The organism is Agarivorans sp. 1_MG-2023, from assembly GCF_030548385.1.
GTDB lineage: Bacteria > Pseudomonadota > Gammaproteobacteria > Enterobacterales > Celerinatantimonadaceae > Agarivorans.
In genome coordinates this window covers 26624-44028 of the sequence record NZ_JAUOSJ010000015.1, presented here as the reverse complement: position 1 = coordinate 44028, position 17405 = coordinate 26624, and the positions used below count along the sequence as shown (strand labels likewise).

Sequence of the window (17405 nt, the reverse complement as noted above, 5' to 3'; positions counted from 1 at the left end):
ACAACCTCTACCAGACTAAAACTGCGCTAGCGCTTGAGAAAAATCAGCCAGTAAGTCTTCGGTGTCTTCGATACCAATAGAGCAACGGATCATTGTTTCACTAATGCCAGACTCTTGGCGAGCAGCTAAGCCCATTTCAAAATAGATAGTTTGAGCTACCGGCAAAGCGAGTGTGCGATTATCACCAAGGTGAGTGGCATTAATCACAATTTCAGTTTTATCTAAAAATTCTGCACAATCAATTCCGTCAACTAAATCAAAACTCACTAATGCGCCAAAATGCTTGAACAAGTCATTTGCACGCTGATGCTGCGGATGTTGTTCCAGACCAGGGTAATACACCTGGGCCACTTTAGGGTGAGCGTCTAACATCTTAGCTAAGGCTAGCGCATTGGCACATTGGCGCTCCATACGTAACGCCATTGTCTCCGCACCCACCGATAACAAATGAGCCGTTTGCGAACAAAGGGCGCCACCAAAGTCACGCAGGCCTTTTTTCTTAATCTGATTAATGCCCCACATTTTAGGGTCACCGCTACGATAACCTTCAAATATGTTGGGGTAATTCGTCCAATCAAATAAGCCAGTATCACTTACCGAGCCGCCTAGCGCATTGCCATGGCCACCCACGTACTTGGATAACGAAGTAACGATTAAGCTAGCGCCCACGGTTTTTGGCTGGAACAAATAAGAAGACGTTAGGGTATTGTCTACCACGTAAAGTAAACCACGTTGCTGGCAAAGCTCGCCGATCCCCGCTAAATCAACAATTTGAGTTGCAGGATTAGCAATGGTTTCTACAAACACCATTTTGGTGTTAGCTTGGCAAGCCTGTTCTACCGCATCTGCATTGGTGGCATCAACCAAAGTAACTTCGATTCCGTAACCTTTTAAGGTGCCAAAAATGCTGCTGGTATTGCCAAATAAGAAGCGGCTAGCAACAATGTGATCACCCGCTTTTAGCAGAGTAAGAAATACTGTGCCAATTGCCGCCATGCCTGTGCCAAATACTAAACAGCCTATACTGTCATCTAACATGGCAATTTTGCGCTGCAGGTAATCTAAGGTAGGAGTAGATTGACGAGCATAAGCATGCCCTACTTGTTTGCCTTGAAATACATCAACTAAATCTTGTGTGGCGGCATATCCATAAGGCACTGAGTTATGAATAGGTGCATGTACTGCGCCGTCTTCTACACCAGCTAAGCGGTCGCAATGTACCAACTGGGTAGTAAATCCTTTAAACGTCATAGGGCTACTTCTGCTAAAAATCCAATTGAAGCTATTATGCCCTAGCCCTTAGCCAAAAACGACCCGAGGCATTTGGCTTATTTAGCCCAAATACTCTGCCCTTTAGCAATAACTTGCTTGATCTCTAGTGTATCGGGGGCCAATACTACCATGTCGGCGTCAAATCCTTTGGCAAGCTTACCTTTATTAGTAAGACCCAGAATCTTAGCAGGGTTGGCACTGATCACCGACAAAGCAACCTCTAGAGGAACATCATAACCCTGAACTGCTTGCCTCGCCGCTTCATACAAACTCTCGAGTTTACCGGCTTGCATGCCCACTAATTCGCCTTCTGAGTTGAATAATGGCAGACTCGCATTGGCGTCGGAGCTAAAGCTCACCCGTTGCCATGCTAAGCCTTTATCTAAAATAGTTTTTAGTGCTTGCGGGCAGCTAACCTCGCCTTCTTCAATAAACTGCGGAATAGTACTGGTAGTAAAATCGATGGCGCCGCCTTCATTCAAAAAAGCTAATGCGTCGTTAAACAAGGCTTGATTACGATTACAATGTGTAGGGTAAAGCTGAGTGATTGATAGATCTGATTGCGCAATAATCTCTCTTAACATGCTCAGTTTGCCTTTACCGTCACCAACATGGAAAAAACTGATGCCCTTTTTACCTGCCAATAAGCCAGCAACACGCGCTTCGGCGACCACTTCAATAAAGGCTTGAACCGAGGCTTGGCTGGCTCGATGGTCGGCAATAGCAATTTCACCCACCCCAATCATTTCGGGAATGAGTACGATATCTTGCTCAATAGAGCCGGTGATGGTTTTCACTGGCAAATGATAAGAGCCAGTGTAGCAATAACAGCTCAAACCCTGTGCCGTTAACTCACGTGCCTTTCCCAACACTTGTGCGGGACTGCGGGTGACACTATCAGTACCTAAAGCACCGACCAAAGTGGTCACGCCTGTTGGCGCAGCTTCATCAAAACTTAACTCAGCGGTACGATAAGCAAAACCACCCTCGCCGCCACCGCCAGTAAAATGCACTAGCGCGTCAACAAACCCCGGCGCTAAAATTGCGCCAGCCAAATCCAAGGTGGAAAACAGTGCCTGATTACTTTTCAGCTCAATGTGTGGAGCAATTTCGGCAATTTTTCCATTAGCGATCAGTAAGTCCATTTTACCCTTTGGGCTTGGCGAATAGAGCTGAGCATTTTTAAGCAGAGTAAGCATGATGTGATTCTTTTTGAGCTGATAAACAAAAGGGGCTTTCGCCCCTTTCAATAATTAACTTAATGGCCGTAAATGACGATGCCAACGTTTTTCCCACTGCTTAAATCCAAACACCAGTAAGAAAGTGACACAGAGATAAATCAATGCAGCAAAAGTGAATGCTTCAAACGGCGCGTAATACTTGGCATAAACATCGCGAGCGGCACCGGTTAAATCAATAATAGTAACAATGCTGGCAATCGAACTAGCGTGCAGCATAAAGATGACTTCGTTGCTGTAGGCGGGTAATGCTCTACGTAAAGCACTAGGCAAAATAATACGCGTCATCGCTTTAGCATCAGACATACCGTAAGCTTTAGCTGCTTCAATCTCGCCACGTGGTGTAGCCACAATCGCGCCACGGAAGATTTCGGTGGTGTAGGCAGCCGTATTCAGCACAAAGGCCAATAAACATGGATAGAAGGCTTCTCGCACAATTGGCCAGAACATCGACTCTTGAATGCCTTCAATGTAGGTTACGCCGTAATAAATAATATAGAGCTGAATCAACAACGGCGTACCACGAAATACATAAGTAAATAGCCACACACTGCGACTAACTAACAGATTATCTGAGGCGCGAAGAATGGCTAGCGGTACCGCCAGAATCAAACCCAAAATCAATGATAAAAAGACTAACTGCACGGTCATAACTAAACCGTCCCAATAGCCTAGAACCGTGGTGAGGGTGAAGATGTCGTTGTTGGCGAGTAAGTTTTCGATAGTTTCATACATAATAATCGCCTACCTTACTGTTCCAGCGCTAAATCGAATCTCTAAACGCTTGAGGAAAATTTCAGACACACTGGTCAGCGCAAGATAAACAAATGCTACCGGTATAAAGAATAAGAAAGGTTCATGCACTGCACCGGCAGCCTCTTTAGCTAAGCGTACCATGTCAGCCAAACCAATCACCGAAACTAGAGCAGTGGTTTTAACCAGCACTAGCCAATTGTTACCAATCCCCGGAATGGCATGGCGCATCATTTGCGGCACGGTAATTCGGCGGAACACTTGCATGGCACTCATCCCATAAGCCTTGCCTGCTTCTATCTGGCCGTTATCTACCGCTAAAAATGCTCCGCGAAAAGTTTCTGCCATATAAGCGCCAAAGATAAATCCAATGGTTGTTACGCCAGCGACAAACTCATTAATATTTATGTAGTATTCAATATCAAAATTGTCGTATACCCAATCAGAAACAGCATTAACGCCGATTTGAGCACCAAAGAAGATGAGTAGCATTAACACCAAATCAGGTACACCGCGAATAATGGTGGTGTAAGCCACAGCGACAAAATTCGCAATTCGATTTTTAGATAAACGCGCTACCGCGGCTAACATCCCTAAAGCCAATGCTACCGCCAATGATAAGAAGGCCACTTCGATAGTGATAATTGCCCCCATAAATATGGAAGGGCCGTAACCATGAAGATCTAACATAATGAGTCTCTTAGAAAGTTAACCCGAGCATTGCTCGGGTTAATGGTAGTGCAAGGCTTACTTTTTAATACTGTATTCGAAGTATTTGTCGTTAATTTTGTCGTAAGTACCGTTAGCTTTAACTGTAGCTAAGGCTTTATTGAACATTTCAATCAATTGGCCGTCACGCTTACGTGCAGCTACACCAACGCCTTCACCCAATTGTACGTTGTCGCCAAGTACTTTAAATTCAGCACCCTTCTCTACTTCAAGAATAGTACTTACACCTACAGGGAAATCGATAACAACAACGTCCAAACGGCCGCCGTGTAAATCAACCACTAGGTCATCACCAGTAGTGTAACGTTTAATGTCAGCAACTTTTGAGTAGTTGTCGGTAGCGTAAGTATCTTGAATAGTACCGCGCTGAACACCTACACGTAGCCCTTTAAGAGTGTCTGGCTTGGCAGGATCAACCGCGCTAGCTTGAGGGCCAAAAAAGCCGGTAGGCGTGTTGTAGTAAGCCTCTGAGAATAGTACTTTTTTAGCGCGCTCTTCGTTAATAGACATTGAAGAGAAAATCGCATCATATTTACGTGCTAACAAACCTGGAATAATGCCATCCCATGCCTGAATAACCCACTCACACTTCACTTTCATTTCTTCACAAACCGCATTACCTAGATCGATTTCGAAACCAGTTAGAGAGCCGTCTGGCGCTTTATACTCAAATGGTTCGTAAGGCACGTCTACTGCTAAACGTACAACTTCCCAATCTTTTGCTTCAACTGCTGTGGTGCTTAGTGCAATAGCACCGATCATCGCGACTAGTGTTTTTTTCATGTGTTACTCCGTGTTGTTTGCTTTAAGCGAATAAACGCTTGTCTTCCATATTTATAATTTTAGTATTTTGGCGCTAGAAATTGCTTCATACGCTCAGAATCTGGGTTTTCAAAAACTTTTTTCGGTGAACCACGTTCTTCAACAATACCTTGATGAAGAAACAGTACTTGGTTAGAGACATCACGTGCAAAGGCCATTTCATGAGTAACCACTAACATGGTGCGGCCTTCTTCTGCCAGGCTGCGCATCACTTTAAGCACTTCGCCCACTAATTCAGGGTCTAATGCAGACGTAGGTTCATCAAATAGCATCACTTCGGGGTTCATGGCTAAGGCACGAGCAATCGCCGCCCGTTGCTGCTGACCACCAGACATGTGCGCGGGGTAGTAATCTTTACGATCGTACAAGCCAACCCGCTCTAACAAACTTTCAGCGTGCTCTGTGGCTTCTTTTTTGGAGATACCTAATACGTTAATGGGGGCTTCGACAATGTTTTCTAATACCGTCATGTGTGACCACAGGTTAAACCCTTGGAACACCATTGAGAGCCGAGAACGAATCCGTTCAACTTGCTTATTGTCTGAAGGTAAGCGTTCACCGTTACGCAAATGCTTAAAGCCAATTTGCTCACCATGAACCAAAATTTCGCCTTGAGTGGGGATCTCAAGTAAGTTCATACAACGTAGAAAAGTACTTTTACCAGAGCCCGAAGAGCCAATAATAGAAATTACGTCGCCTTTGTTTGCTGTAAGGTCAATGCCCTTTAGTACTTCATTATCACCAAATACCTTGTGGATATTTGAAGCTTCTAGTGCAGCCACTTCACTCATAGTTATTTTTTTACCTTGTTAATGACTGCTAGCAGCAACCATGCCTAATTCCTGAGGCGCGTACGATTGTTAAATCATTTGTTACACGTTCAACCCAACAAAAAGTATCACCGCAAAAGACAAAACTCAACATTTTATGGGGCATCTAGCGCTCTTATGATTACAAAACACCCTAATAAGCCAAATTGTCAGCATCTTTATATTCAAGCAGATTGCATAGTTATATGCTCACAAGCCAAGCTAGCGCATTTATTTTCAGTTTTAGAATTTTAGCTCAAAATTTTAGCTTATTAAGGTTTTTGCGGGTGTAAGCTAATACGCCCCAAAGAATTGTTATTTTTTTGTAAAAAGAAGCCTATATTAGAAGTCTATTTAAGTGACTTAGCTCTCAATCTAACAACCACAACTTTAGTAAGTAAATTACAGAATAATCAGAATTAAGCAGAATTTCATCCCGCAAAACCCACAAAAAAGTAGTAAAATTACACAAATTATGGGCTTTTTTGATGTAGATCAAATTCCAAAACTTGCTTACTTTGATACAATTTCGCTAACTAAAGTAGAAGGCAGATGTTGTGGTAGCAAACAGCAAAAGAACGGACATAGCAAACAGCGCTTCGCCGCTTAATCGTCGCCGTATTTTGTATTTCTTTAATGTTTCTTTACTACAGTTACCCACTGCACTTTTTACGCTAAACTGCATGCAGTTATTTCACTTTTTATACTCACTATCCTTATATGTTGTTCGTCCTGTTGAGACGATTATCGCCAGTGAGAAGGATCTCAGGCTTAAAGCTACTTAATTTAAGCATCTGCGATTAATCAGTTTTTATTTTTGTTTTTGAGGAAACTATGTCTAGTAACAACCACCAGTCTCAAGACGAAGAGCTGAGTTATTCCGAAGCACACCGCCCTGCTTCTGAATTTGAAACTCGCTCTGATTACTTAGACCACGAACTACAAATCATGAAACCTCGTCGCTGGGGTTTAAATTTACCAGGTCGTGACTTCCGCTTTGAATGGGAAGATTTGGTTCCAGCCATTGCCGGTACTATTGGCATTATCGCCATGTACTCAGCAGTAATGATGGCTTGGGCAGACGGATTAACCGAGCGTTGGGATCACATCAACCTAGGTACTGAGTTCGCCATTGAAGTGGCACGAGTAGAAATGCTTATACCTGCATTGCTGTTCTGTGTATTGGCCTCTGGGATATTTAATCCACGGGCGAACTTAGCCGGTAACCACGGCCCAATGATTCCATTAATTGGCGCGATTGCTTTAGCGGGTGCTCACCCACTGGCCTTAGCGATTCTGTTGGGCGTATTCGGCTTACTATTAAGTTTCTTTAAAGGTGGTTCTAAACTGGTGAACTTAACCAGTGAAGGGGTAGCCGGCGGCTTGTTGGTGTTCTTAGGTTTTGGCGGCACCATGTCAATGATTGGCGACATTCAATCATGGGCGAAAGGGCTAGAATCTGTTGACGCAGGCATTGCAGCAGGCGAAATGGGTTATGTGGGCTTAGTGGTATTGGCTGCTACCATCGTACTGTATGCATTCTTAGCTAAAATAGGTAAGCGTTGGTTAGCTATTCCAGCTTGTGCTGTAATGGGCCTAGCGATTGCCTTAGCCTTTGGTGCTGGTTTCGACCTTACCTTTAAAACAGAAATGGGCTTACCAAACCTAAACCCTGTTTACTGGTGGGGCTCTACTGAGCAAGGTTGGCAGTTAGGTTTACCTAATGCAGAACACTTTATTGCTTCATTACCGTTCGCTATTTTAGCGGTAGCAATGTGGTCTCCTGATTTCTTAGGCCACCGTATTTTCCAAGAGTTAAACTACCCACGCGGTACAGACAAAGTACTAATGGATGTAGATGACACCATGACGACCTGTTCTGTACGTCAAATCGTAGGTACAGCAGTAGGTGGCGGTAACATCACGTCTAGCTGGGGTACGTACATGATTCCTGCAGCCATTGCTAAACGCCCAATTCCTGGCGGCGCAATTTTGCTAGGTTCATTGTGTATCATTATTGCAATCTTAGGTTTCCCAATGGATGTGGCTGTATGGCCTCCAGTAATGAAGATTGCATTATTAGTAGGTGTATTCTTACCGCTATTAGAAGCCGGCATGCAAATGATTAAAGATACTAAAGATTCACAATCTGCTGGTATATGTATCTTTGCAGCTGCGGTAACTAACCCAGTATTGGCATGGGCACTAACCATGTTACTTGATAACAATGGTTTGATTGGTGATAAAGAACGTCCGAAGAAACTATCGTTTGCGGACCGTATCATTATCCCAGCATCAGTATTGTTGATTTGTTTTGTCGCCATGATGGCGGTAGGTATGTTGGAAGGCAAATACGGTATTCCAGCACTACTATAGAGTTAAAGTTTTTTACCTCTTGGAACAAGCACTATACTTGTTCCAAGAACAGCAATAGCCGCATAACGGCTATTGGTTAAACCATAGAATATTCATTTGTATACCAACTTATAGGTGGGACAAAAAATGGCAGAGAAGAACGATGTTTTTGCTAGTGCTTGGGCAGGCTTTACAGCCGGCGAATGGCAAAATGAAGTTAACGTTCGTAGCTTTATTCAAGCTAACTACACTCCATATGAAGGCGATGAAAGCTTTCTAGCTGGCGCAACCGAAGCTACGGATCAGCTTTGGGACAAAGTTATGGAAGGCATTAAAGAAGAAAACCGCACTCACTCGCCGGTAGACTTCGATACTTCAGTTATCTCAACCATCACTTCTCACGATGCGGGTTACATCAACCAAGATCTTGAGACAATTGTTGGTCTTCAAACTGAAGCGCCACTAAAACGTGCGATTATCCCTAACGGCGGTATTCGTATGATTGAAGGTTCTTGTAAAGCTTACGATCGCGAATTAGATCCAATGGTAAGCAAGATTTACACTGACTACCGTAAGACACATAACCAAGGTGTATTCGACGTATACACTGGCTCTATTATGAAATGCCGTAAGTCTGGCGTTTTAACTGGTTTGCCAGATGCATATGGTCGTGGTCGTATTATTGGTGATTACCGTCGCGTAGCACTTTACGGTATTGACTTCCTAATGGCTGACAAAGTTAAGCAGCACCGCTCTTTAGAAGCTGACTTTGTAAACGGTTCAGATCTTGAAGCAACAATGAAGCTTCGTGAAGAGATCAGCGAGCAACACCGCGCTTTAGCTCAAATCAAAGAAATGGCAGCTAAATACGGTTGTGATATCTCTGGTCCAGCAACTACAGCTAAAGAAGCAGTTCAGTGGACTTACTTCGGCTACCTAGCCGCAGTTAAATCTCAAAACGGCGCTGCAATGTCGTTTGGTCGTACTACCACTTTCTTAGACGTATTCATTGAGCGTGATATCGCAGCTGGTACGCTAACTGAGTCTGAAGCTCAAGAGCTAGTAGATCACTTGGTAATGAAGCTACGTATGGTTCGTTTCCTACGTACTCCTGAATACGATGACTTGTTCTCTGGTGACCCAATCTGGGCAACAGAATCAATGGGTGGTATGGGTACCGATGGTCGTACACTTGTAAGCCGTACAGCTTTCCGTTTCTTGAACACACTTTACACAATGGGTCCTTCTCCAGAGCCGAACATTACTGTTCTATGGTCTGAGCAATTACCGATTAATTTCAAGAAATACTGTGCCAAAGTATCTATCGATACGTCGTCAATCCAGTACGAAAACGATGACTTAATGCGTAGTGACTTCGACAACGATGATTACGCAATTGCTTGTTGTGTATCACCAATGGTTGTTGGTAAACACATGCAGTTCTTCGGTGCTCGTGCCAACTTAGCTAAAACTCTTCTTTACGCAATAAACGGCGGTGTAGACGAGAAGCTTAAGATTCAAATTGGTCCTAAGTCTGACAAGATTACTGACGAAGTATTAAGCTACGACGATGTAATGGGTCGCTTAGACACATTCATGGATTGGTTAGCTGAGCAGTACGTGACCGCACTTAACTGTATTCACTACATGCACGACAAGTACAGCTACGAAGCTTCATTAATGGCTCTTCACGATCGTGACGTTCGCCGTACAATGGCTTGTGGTATTGCTGGTCTATCAGTTGCTGCTGACTCATTGTCTGCTATCAAGTTTGCTAAAGTTAAGCCTATTCGTGATGAAGACGGTATTGCTGTTGATTTCGACATTGAGGGTGACTACCCTAAATTTGGTAACAACGACGATAGCGTAGATGATATTGCTGTAGACCTAGTAAACCGCTTCATGACTAAGATCCGTAAGCTTAAAACTTACCGTGACGCGATTCCTACTCAGTCAGTTCTTACTATTACGTCTAACGTTGTATACGGTAAGAAAACAGGTACTACTCCTGATGGTCGTAAAGCAGGTGCTCCTTTTGCTCCTGGTGCTAACCCAATGCACGGTCGTGACGAGAAAGGTGCAGTAGCATCATTAACTTCGGTTGCTAAACTGCCGTTTGCTAACGCACAAGATGGTATCTCATACACTTTCTCTATCGTGCCAAATGCACTAGGTAAAGACGACGATACTCAAAAATCTAACTTAGCGGGTTTGATGGATGGTTACTTCTATCACAATGCTGACGTTGAAGGTGGCCAACACTTAAACGTTAACGTGATGAACCGTGAAATGTTAGTTGATGCAATGGAAAACCCTGAGAAATACCCTCAGCTTACCATTCGTGTTTCTGGTTACGCAGTGCGTTTTAACTCACTAACGCCAGAGCAACAACAAGACGTAATTACACGTACTTTCACACAAAGTATCTAATTGAACGTTAAGTAGTTCTGCTTAGCAGAGACTACGGTTATAATTAACCTTGCCCAAGTTTTTGGGCAAGGTTTTTTTTTGGAGAAACAAATGTCAAAGATTGGGCGAATTCATTCTACTGAGTCTTGCGGAACCGTTGATGGACCAGGGATCCGGTTTATTGTATTTATGCAGGGTTGCTTAATGCGCTGCCAGTATTGTCATAACCGAGACACTTGGGACTTACACGACGGTAAAGAAGTAAGCGTAAGTGACTTAATGAGTGACCTTACCCCTTATCGACGTTTTATGAACGCCAGTGGTGGTGGTGTAACCGCCAGTGGTGGCGAAGCCATTTTACAAGCTGAGTTTGTGCGTGATTTATTCCGAGCGTGTAAAGAACAAGGTATTCATACCTGTTTAGATACCAACGGTTATGTGCGCAAGCATACCGAAGTTATTGATGAGCTGCTGGAAGTCTCTGATTTAGTCATGCTAGACATTAAACAGATCCACGATGATGTTCACCAAGATCTCGTTGGTGTAAGCAACAAACGTACTTTAGACTTTGCTCGCTACCTACACAAAATTGGCCAGACAACGTGGCTACGTTATGTGGTTGTGCCCGGCTTTACCGATGATGAGCAATCGGCCCATGATCTCGGCGAATTTTTAGCACCTTTCGATAACGTAGAAAAAATTGAATTGCTGCCCTACCACGAGCTAGGAAAGCATAAATGGACCGCCATGGGCGAAGACTACCCACTTGCAGGTGTTAAACCGCCGAGTAAAGAAACCATGGAAACCATCAAAGACATTTTATTGCAGTACCACTCAAAAGTGATCTACTAGCACTTTCTCGACACAAGGGTTACTGCGTAAATGATAATCTGCCCGATTTGCCAAGCCAATTTGAGCAAACAACACAAACAATGGTCCTGTGAAAATGGCCATTGTTTTGATCAAGCCAAAGAAGGTTATACCAACCTATTGGCGGTACAGCACAAACACTCAAAGCAGCCTGGTGATAGCAAAGCAATGCTGCAGGCACGTCAGCATTTTCTTAACCAAGGGCATTTTGCATTTTTGGCTAAGGCCATTAACCAAGCGCTTACACCACTCTCAGTACAACGTATCTTGGATATTGGTTGCGGCGAAGGTTATTACACCGACGCTCTTTGCAAAGAGCAAGAACAAGCGGAATCTGTCACGGGCATAGACATTGCCAAAGATGGCATAAGAATGGCGGCCAAACGCTGCCAACAGGCACAGTTTTTTGTCGCCAGTAATCATCGCCTTCCTATTGCAGATAATATTGTTGATTGTGTTATGCGGGTATTTGCACCTAGCGACGAACAAGAGCTATTACGAGTAAGCAAGCCCGGAGCTTACTTACTTAAAGTTGTGCCTGGGGCTCAGCATTTATCGAAACTACGCCAGCTATTATACAAAGAGCTACAAGCCCATTCAGAGCAGGCAGAAACCATGCAAGGTTGGCGTTTGGTCGAACAGAAAAAAATAGCTGAAGAGGCAGTGTTAAATCGCCAAGATATGGAGGCTTTGTGCATGATGACCCCCTTCGCTTGGAAGAAGAATCAGCAACTTGAGCAGCAGTTAGCTGCACAAAGTGAGTTTGAAATGAACTTTGAATTTGTATTACAAATATATCAGCGTGACTGATTATCTAGCTCATCGGCTAATACAAAACTCTTATCAAAACGCTTAAACGCTTTTCTTAATAAATCAGCTAATTCAGCATAACGGGGCTGAGTAACCGCCGGGGTAATACTCTCACCAGCCTCAGCTAACTTGTGATGCAAGTCACGATACCAGTTAGCTAAGCTAGGGGGTAAATGAGAATTAGCTCTACGCCCCAACCAATATAAACCATGCAAAGGCATCAAAAAGATCACCGTCGCCATCAACACAGATTGTGGTAATATTTCAGTCAAATTAGCCATATATGGCATCATTACAGTCACCACTGCAATCGCTGGCATGGTTTTCATTGCTAAAGAAGTAGCAAATATAACTCTATTCTCGGGAAATATCGGAGCCAGTACTCGCTGGTTAGGCCAGCGTTTCATGTACTCGCGCCCATCATTTAACATTTCAGAGAATTTGCCCATGGGCACCTCGCGACCTAAAATTGACTTAAACCAATAAACTAGTAATTTTTTTACATTTTCGTCTAGTTATTAGTATGACATATATGATTAAAACATGCTTTCGGTTATCATAACCTTGGCAAACGGTTTCATATAGATCAGCTTATTTGTTAAGTGTAGCTTGATTGAGACCATGGCACTAGGTCAAATCTAATTTGGCTTGGTGAGAGGTAGAATTTTTGAAGAAGGAACGTGTCTCGCTATGCCCAACGTTTTTTCTTCCACTGTCTATAATTGAACAAATTCAACAACAGGTGTCTATAAATGAGCAACAAGCTGGTACTCGTTCTTAACTGTGGTAGTTCTTCTCTAAAATTTGCTGTGCTTAACGCAGTAAGTGGCGAAGAGATTATTTCTGGTTTAGCAGAATGTTTTAATCTGGAAGATGCGCGCCTTAAATGGAAAGCGCTAGGTGAGAAAAACGAAGCAAGCCTTGGTGCTTATTCAGCTCACCGCGAAGCGATCGAATATATTGTAAAAAATATTCTAGAAACAAGCCCAGAAATCTTAAACGATATTGTTGCTGTTGGTCACCGAGTTGTACACGGCGGCGAAAAATTCACTAAGTCAGCTATTATCGATGAAGCAGTGGTTGAAGGTATCGAAGCGTGTTCAGGTCTAGCGCCTTTACATAACCCTGCAGCACTTATTGGTATTCGAGCAGCTCAAGCTTGTTTCCCACAACAGCCTCACGTTGCTGTATTTGACACCGCCTTCCACCAAACCATGCCTGAAAGCTCATACTTGTACGCACTGCCTTACAAGCTATACCGCGAAAAAGGCATCCGTCGTTACGGCATGCACGGTACCAGCCACTTGTTTGTATCGCGTGAAGCCGCTGCAATGTTAGATCAGCCTATCGAACAAACCAACGTTATTACCGCTCACCTAGGTAATGGCGCATCAATTTGTGCAGTTAAAAATGGTCTTAGCTTTGATACCAGCATGGGCTTAACACCATTAGAAGGTTTGGTGATGGGTACGCGTAGTGGCGACATCGACCCGGCGATTATCTTCCACCTAGTAGACCGCGAAGGTTACACTTTAAAAGAAGTAAACAACATGCTGCATAAACAGTCTGGCCTTATGGGTCTTACTGAAGCAAGCAGCGACTGTCGTTTTGCTGAAGAAGGTTATGGCGAAGGCAAAGAGCCAGCAATACGTGCAATGAACGTATTTACCTACCGCTTAGCAAAAAGCATTATGTCTTACGCGGCAGCGATGGATGGTAAGTTAGACGCACTTGTCTTTACCGGTGGTATTGGTGAAAACTCGGCTTTAGTACGTAAACTCACCATCGAAAAACTCGGCCTTTTAGGCTTTACTCTAGACGAGCAAGGCAACTTAGATGCACGTTTTGGTAATTCAGGTAATATTGGTACGAGTTCAAGCCGACCAATCTTGGTTATTCCAACCAATGAAGAAATGGTTATTGCGCAAGATGCTGTTGCATTAACCCAGGCTTAATACACATTCATTATCAAGGCTAAGTGTCGCTTAGCCTTGTTCTATTACTTAACTTAAGAGGTACAGCCGTGGCTCGTACAATTATGTTAATCCCAGTTGGCGTAGGTGTTGGTGTTACATCAGTCAGTCTTGGTATGGTTCGCGCCATGGAGCGCAATGGTGTAAACGTTAATTTCTTTAAGCCCATTGCGCAGCCAAAAAGCCGCGAAAAAGGTGCTGAACGTTCTACCGCAATTATTCGTCAAGCGTCAAACATTATTCCTCCAGAGCCCTTCACTCAGGCTTATGCTGAAAACCTAATTAGTGCCAATCAAATCGACGACTTGCTAGAAGGTATTGTTGCACGCTTCAATTCTGCTACGTCTAACGCCGAAATAGTGGTAGTAGAAGGTTTAGTTCCTACCTCAGAATCTCCTTACGCTACTAACGTAAACTACGGTATTGCTAAAGCGCTCGATGCTGACATGGTGTTTGTAACAAACCCTGGCAGCGATACCTCTCAGCAGCTTAAAGAACGCATGGAAATCGCATGTAACAACTTTGGCGGCTTGAAAAACAAACGTATCATTGGCTGTATCATCAACAAGGTTGGCGCCCCGATCGACGAGCACGAAATTACTCGTCCTGATCTTACTGAAATGTTTGATAACAAATCAGACCATTCAACCAACCTTGAAGTTCTGCAAATGTTTGGCAAAAGCCCGCTACGCATTCTAGGGTGTATTCCTTGGAACGCCCCGCTGGTTGCCCCTCGTGCTAGAGATTTAGCTAATCACTTAAATGCCACCGTCATTAATGAAGGTGACATGGATACTCGCCTAGGCCGAGTAACATTCTGTGCTCGCAGTATTCCAAACATGGTTGAGCACTTTAATGCCGGCAGCTTATTAGTCACATCAGGTGACCGTTCAGACGTGATTGTTTCTGCCTGTTTGGCAGCCATGAATGGCGTTAAAGTAGGTGCACTACTGCTAACTGGCGGGTACCAACCAGAGCCTCAAGTACTTAAGTTGTGTGAAGGTGCCTTTGCTACTGGCTTACCAGTAATGCTAATTAACTCAAACACTTGGCAAACATCACTAGCTCTGCAAAGCTTTAACGCAGAAATCCCTGTAGATGATTCTCAGCGTATTGAGCTAGTTCAAGATTACGTTGCTGGTCACATCGACAAGCATTGGATTGAGTCACTCACGGCTATTTCTGCACGAGCTCGCCGTTTATCACCGCCGGCTTTCCGTTACCAGTTAACAGAAATGGCGCGCAATGCTAACAAACGCATTGTTCTACCAGAAGGTGAAGAGCCACGTACTATTGCTGCTGCAGCTATTTGTGCTGAGCGCGGTATTGCTCGCCCAGTATTGCTAGGTAATCCTGAAGTCATTCAACGCACCGCGAGCCAGCAAGGTGTGGTGTTGGGTGAGAATGTTGAAATTTTCAACCCAGCAGAAATCCAAGGCAAGTACGTTGCACCAATGGTTGAGCTTCGTAAAGGCAAGGGCCTAACCGAAGTGGTTGCTAAAGAGCAGCTTGAAGACAACGTTGTACTTGGTACGATGATGTTAGCCAACGACGAAGTTGATGGCCTAGTATCTGGTGCGGTTAACACCACAGCAAATACCATTCGTCCGCCACTTCAGTTAATTAAAACAGCACCGGGTTACAACCTAGTAAGCTCAATCTTCTTCATGCTATTGCCTGATCAAGTATTGGTTTACGGTGATTGTGCAATTAACCCAGACCCAACTGCTGAGCAGCTAGCAGATATTGCGATTCAGTCTGCAGAGTCTGCTGAAGCCTTTGGTATTGAGCCACGTGTAGCAATGATCAGCTACTCTACTGGTAGCTCAGGCTCTGGTTCAGATGTTGAGAAAGTACGCGAAGCTACCAAGATTGCTAAAGAACGCCGCCCTGAGCTCATCATTGATGGTCCATTGCAATACGATGCCGCCATCATGGAAAACGTAGCTAAGAGTAAAGCGCCAAACAGCCCTGTAGCCGGTAAAGCTACGGTGTTTATCTTCCCAGATCTAAACACCGGTAACACCACCTACAAAGCGGTACAGCGTAGTGCAGACTTAATCAGTATTGGTCCTATGCTGCAAGGTATGGCAAAACCAGTGAACGATTTGTCGCGTGGTGCCTTGGTAGACGACATTGTTTACACCATCGCCCTCACTGCAATTCAAGCAGGTCAAAGAAAGGTGTAAATACACCATTCTGAAAAGCCGATCTTAGATCGGCTTTTTTTATACCTGCGATACAGTAATTAACAAGTTTAGGGTTATTTAGCTAAACCAATTAGCAAGCCTTTTTCCTGCCACACCTTTACCGTAACTCCATCAACATTGAGCTCTTTTTGCTGAGTTATATTTAGCCATTCATCCGGTAATTTAGCTTGGTAAAAAGTATGTACCTGTTGGCTTTGGCGGTTTCTCACTTTCAACTGAGCCGCAATACGCCCACCAATACTGCAATAACGACCACCTAATAACTCCCATTGTTGTTGGTCCAACTGGCTGGAATCAATCAAATTGAAATCCAAACGATTGAGGTGCTGCTGAATGTCATCGATAGACGAAGACACCACTTCCATTTGCATTTGGCTGTTATGGTTATAAGCAATCTCTTTAGAAATGGCCGAGTAATTAATTCCAGTAAACATAAATATATAAACGGAAGCGGCCAATAAGCATGAGGCAGCGCTAGCCAATAACCAAGTTGTAGACTTAGGCTTTCCCTCTAAGGCTTGTAGATGTTTAAGCTGAGCAGCTGAGAGTGTTTGCTGTTTAAAGTAAGCACTAATTTGAGCTTTAAAGTTTCCGGTTTTAGGTTCCACACTCATTTAAGATACCTCCTCAACCAAATGGCTAAACTCATCGCTCAAACGCTTCTTTAATCGAGAAACCCGAGATAACAACGTTCCTCTTGCAATGCCACTAGCATTTGAGATTTCTTGCATACTAAAACCCTCTACCGCCCATAAGTACAATAACTCAGCATCGTCAGCCGAGAGTTTTTGTATTAACAGCGCAACGTGCTGTTGGTCAATCACCAAAGACTCCATATCTTGCCAATGGTCTTCAGGCTTAACTAATTCGGCCTGCAGGGCTTCATCGGCAACCAGTTCTAACTTTCGCCGGCGATATTGATCGATAAATTGATTGCGAATCACCCGCATCATATAGGGCTTTAATGGCTCAGGTAACCTAGCCTGCTGCAGTACCTTTTCACAACAGCTTTGCAGTAAATCATAAGCTTGTTGGTCGTTATTGCATAACGACAAGGCATAGCGATAAAGCTGATTAAGTAGCTCGTCTGAAAAAACTGGTTTTGTCGGGCGTCTAAAAATTTTAAACATCACATCCTGCTGCTTGTTAAGCAGA

15 protein-coding genes are annotated in these 17405 nt (G+C 43.8%); 6 read left to right on the top strand and 9 right to left on the bottom strand.

Annotated elements, in window-relative coordinates; genetic code table 11:
- Positions 1 to 15: 15 nt before the first annotated feature.
- From Q4592_RS18735 to Q4592_RS18710, 6 genes are all read right to left on the bottom strand, one after another.
- Positions 16 to 1251, bottom strand: coding sequence for a cystathionine gamma-synthase family protein (locus tag Q4592_RS18735; protein ID WP_303516044.1), 1236 nt, complete (start codon positions 1249 to 1251; stop codon positions 16 to 18).
- Between the two features lie 77 nt (positions 1252 to 1328).
- On the bottom strand, positions 1329 to 2471 hold the full coding sequence (iadA, locus tag Q4592_RS18730; protein WP_303516042.1) for a beta-aspartyl-peptidase: 1143 nt from the start codon (positions 2469 to 2471) through the stop codon (positions 1329 to 1331).
- Between the two features lie 54 nt (positions 2472 to 2525).
- Positions 2526 to 3245, bottom strand: coding sequence for an ABC transporter permease (locus tag Q4592_RS18725; RefSeq protein ID WP_303516039.1), 720 nt, complete (start codon positions 3243 to 3245; stop codon positions 2526 to 2528).
- A 9-nt stretch (positions 3246 to 3254) separates the two neighbouring features.
- Positions 3255 to 3953, bottom strand: coding sequence for an ABC transporter permease (locus tag Q4592_RS18720; protein ID WP_303516037.1), 699 nt, complete (start codon positions 3951 to 3953; stop codon positions 3255 to 3257).
- A gap of 57 nt (positions 3954 to 4010) precedes the next feature.
- Positions 4011 to 4775, bottom strand: coding sequence for a transporter substrate-binding domain-containing protein (locus Q4592_RS18715; protein WP_137672633.1), 765 nt, complete (start codon positions 4773 to 4775; stop codon positions 4011 to 4013).
- 59 nt (positions 4776 to 4834) lie between these two features.
- Entirely contained in the window at positions 4835 to 5596 is a 762-nt protein-coding gene (locus Q4592_RS18710) for an ABC transporter ATP-binding protein (protein ID WP_303516195.1), read from the bottom strand.
- Between the two features lie 861 nt (positions 5597 to 6457).
- On the opposite strand from Q4592_RS18710, the gene Q4592_RS18705 reads away from it, so the two are divergent.
- From Q4592_RS18705 to rlmA, 4 genes are all read left to right on the top strand, one after another.
- Positions 6458 to 7999 (top strand): DUF3360 family protein, encoded by a 1542-nt coding sequence (locus Q4592_RS18705; protein WP_303516035.1) that lies wholly within the window; start codon positions 6458 to 6460, stop codon positions 7997 to 7999.
- A 126-nt stretch (positions 8000 to 8125) separates the two neighbouring features.
- Positions 8126 to 10408 (top strand): formate C-acetyltransferase, encoded by a 2283-nt coding sequence (gene pflB / locus Q4592_RS18700; RefSeq protein WP_137672630.1) that lies wholly within the window; start codon positions 8126 to 8128, stop codon positions 10406 to 10408.
- Positions 10409 to 10498: 90 nt separating this feature from the next.
- The gene (gene pflA, locus Q4592_RS18695) at positions 10499 to 11239 is read left to right on the top strand and encodes a pyruvate formate lyase 1-activating protein (protein ID WP_303516032.1); all 741 of its coding nucleotides are present in this window, start codon (positions 10499 to 10501) and stop codon (positions 11237 to 11239) included.
- Between the two features lie 30 nt (positions 11240 to 11269).
- Positions 11270 to 12067, top strand: coding sequence for a 23S rRNA (guanine(745)-N(1))-methyltransferase (rlmA, locus tag Q4592_RS18690; protein ID WP_303516029.1), 798 nt, complete (start codon positions 11270 to 11272; stop codon positions 12065 to 12067).
- Here the strand turns inward: rlmA and yfbV are convergent.
- Positions 12055 to 12516, bottom strand: a complete 462-nt coding sequence (gene yfbV / locus Q4592_RS18685; protein ID WP_137672627.1) for a terminus macrodomain insulation protein YfbV — start codon at positions 12514 to 12516, stop codon at positions 12055 to 12057. The genes rlmA and yfbV overlap by 13 nt on opposite strands.
- A gap of 303 nt (positions 12517 to 12819) precedes the next feature.
- Here yfbV and Q4592_RS18680 point away from each other — a divergent pair, with 303 nt between their 5' ends.
- On the top strand, positions 12820 to 14022 hold the full coding sequence (locus tag Q4592_RS18680) for an acetate kinase (RefSeq protein WP_137672626.1): 1203 nt from the start codon (positions 12820 to 12822) through the stop codon (positions 14020 to 14022).
- A 68-nt stretch (positions 14023 to 14090) separates the two neighbouring features.
- Positions 14091 to 16229 (top strand): phosphate acetyltransferase, encoded by a 2139-nt coding sequence (gene pta / locus Q4592_RS18675; RefSeq protein WP_303516023.1) that lies wholly within the window; start codon positions 14091 to 14093, stop codon positions 16227 to 16229.
- A 74-nt stretch (positions 16230 to 16303) separates the two neighbouring features.
- Here pta and Q4592_RS18670 read toward each other — a convergent pair whose 3' ends face one another.
- Both Q4592_RS18670 and Q4592_RS18665 read right to left on the bottom strand, forming a co-directional pair.
- Positions 16304 to 16864, bottom strand: coding sequence for a hypothetical protein (locus tag Q4592_RS18670; RefSeq protein ID WP_303516020.1), 561 nt, complete (start codon positions 16862 to 16864; stop codon positions 16304 to 16306).
- Positions 16865 to 17380, bottom strand: a complete 516-nt coding sequence (locus Q4592_RS18665) for an RNA polymerase sigma factor (protein ID WP_303516192.1) — start codon at positions 17378 to 17380, stop codon at positions 16865 to 16867.
- Positions 17381 to 17405 lie beyond the last annotated feature (25 nt).

Bases quoted from the DNA above. Each gene is read 5' to 3' on its own strand.
- pflA (WP_303516032.1), top strand. From the start codon at position 10,499: ATGTCAAAGATTGGGCGAATTCATTCTACTGAGTCTTGCGGAACCGTT.
- yfbV (WP_137672627.1), bottom strand. From the start codon at position 12,516: ATGGGCAAATTCTCTGAAATGTTAAATGATGGGCGCGAGTACATGAAA.
- iadA (WP_303516042.1), bottom strand. From the start codon at position 2,471: ATGCTTACTCTGCTTAAAAATGCTCAGCTCTATTCGCCAAGCCCAAAG.
- Q4592_RS18665 (WP_303516192.1), bottom strand. From the start codon at position 17,380: ATGTTTAAAATTTTTAGACGCCCGACAAAACCAGTTTTTTCAGACGAG.
- Q4592_RS18680 (WP_137672626.1), top strand. From the start codon at position 12,820: ATGAGCAACAAGCTGGTACTCGTTCTTAACTGTGGTAGTTCTTCTCTA.
- pflB (WP_137672630.1), top strand. From the start codon at position 8,126: ATGGCAGAGAAGAACGATGTTTTTGCTAGTGCTTGGGCAGGCTTTACA.
- Q4592_RS18725 (WP_303516039.1), bottom strand. From the start codon at position 3,245: ATGTATGAAACTATCGAAAACTTACTCGCCAACAACGACATCTTCACC.
- Q4592_RS18735 (WP_303516044.1), bottom strand. From the start codon at position 1,251: ATGACGTTTAAAGGATTTACTACCCAGTTGGTACATTGCGACCGCTTA.
- Q4592_RS18705 (WP_303516035.1), top strand. From the start codon at position 6,458: ATGTCTAGTAACAACCACCAGTCTCAAGACGAAGAGCTGAGTTATTCC.
- Q4592_RS18715 (WP_137672633.1), bottom strand. From the start codon at position 4,775: ATGAAAAAAACACTAGTCGCGATGATCGGTGCTATTGCACTAAGCACC.
- Q4592_RS18720 (WP_303516037.1), bottom strand. From the start codon at position 3,953: ATGTTAGATCTTCATGGTTACGGCCCTTCCATATTTATGGGGGCAATT.
- rlmA (WP_303516029.1), top strand. From the start codon at position 11,270: ATGATAATCTGCCCGATTTGCCAAGCCAATTTGAGCAAACAACACAAA.
- Q4592_RS18670 (WP_303516020.1), bottom strand. From the start codon at position 16,864: ATGAGTGTGGAACCTAAAACCGGAAACTTTAAAGCTCAAATTAGTGCT.